Below are 1,102 nucleotides of genomic sequence, written 5' to 3'. Positions count from 1 at the left end.
GCCACCGGTTGGAGGGTGCCGATTTCGTTGTTGGCCAACATGACACTGACCAGCGCGGTTTGCTCATCCAAAACCGCATCCAGCGCATCGAGGCGCAAAACCCCTCGACTATCGACCGGAATGGTCACGATCTCGGCCCCCAGGGACTCCAAGACGGCCGCCGTTTCCGTCACAGCCGGATGCTCGATGGCGGAAAGGACGACCCGGCGGCGGTGGGATGGCCGAGACCTCCAGATCCCGTGAAGCACCCAATTGTTACTTTCCGTGCCTCCACTGGTCCAGACGATGCTCTGGACATCTGCCCCCAGTAAGGTAGCCACGGCTGCCCGGGCGGTGTCAACGGCCGCGTGGACGTTGATCGCTTCCGGATAGGGGGCCGAAGGATTATAAAAATGATCCGTCCAAAACGGGGCCATGGCGGTCACGACCTCCGGAGCTACGGGCGTCGTGGCATTAAAGTCCAAATAAACGGGGATCCCTGAGGGATTCGGTGCACGACTCACAGGGGATCCCCTCCCTCGGCGATGGGCAACCCCTGCGCCCGCCAGTCCGGTACGCCGTCGGCCAGCCGGACCACGCGAAATCCGTGTTGCCGTAATGCCTCCGCGGCATGCATCGCCAACACGCAATAGGCCCCCCCGGCAATACGCCACCACGGTCCGATCCCGGGGTAGCTCCGCCAGGCGATCCGTCAAGGCGTCGAGCGGCAACGACACGGCTTTTAAGCCCCTTAAGAAGACGAGACAATCGCGATCTCTCCTGGTAGGATAATTATCAGTTCAGAGGAGAGAGTGTGCACGATGAGTCAAACCTATTCACCGGAATTCAAGCAACAGATTGTTCAAGAAGCTCAAGACACGCAAAATGCGACATTAGTCGCTCGTCGTCATCAGCTGAGTCCATCCATGGTGCGTCGTGGGGTGCGTGAGGCGATGAAGGCGGCCCACCATCCCCACGATCTCATGAGTCTGGTAGACGAAAATGAACGATTAAAGAAATTACTCGGGGAAAAAGATCTGCAGATTGCTATGCTTCAAGATCTGCTGCAAAAAAAGGGGATCCGTCCGTGACAGAATTGTGTGAACACGTGATGGATTGGCAT

General features: G+C 58.1%; 2 protein-coding genes. One reads left to right on the top strand and one right to left on the bottom strand.

Annotated features, from left to right (window positions below):
* On the bottom strand, positions 1-716 hold a 716-nt coding region (locus tag B8987_RS11305), incomplete at its 3' end, for an aminotransferase class V-fold PLP-dependent enzyme (RefSeq protein ID WP_176213236.1).
* An 84-nt stretch (positions 717-800) separates the two neighbouring features.
* Here B8987_RS11305 and B8987_RS11300 point away from each other — a divergent pair.
* A complete protein-coding gene (locus tag B8987_RS11300) occupies positions 801-1,070 on the top strand; it encodes a transposase (RefSeq protein ID WP_084661585.1) in 270 nt (89 codons plus the stop codon).
* The last annotated feature ends 32 nt before the right edge of the window (positions 1,071-1,102 follow it).

Source organism: Sulfobacillus thermosulfidooxidans DSM 9293, from assembly GCF_900176145.1.
GTDB lineage: Bacteria > Bacillota > Sulfobacillia > Sulfobacillales > Sulfobacillaceae > Sulfobacillus > Sulfobacillus thermosulfidooxidans.
This window is presented reverse-complemented; position numbering and strand designations above follow the sequence as displayed.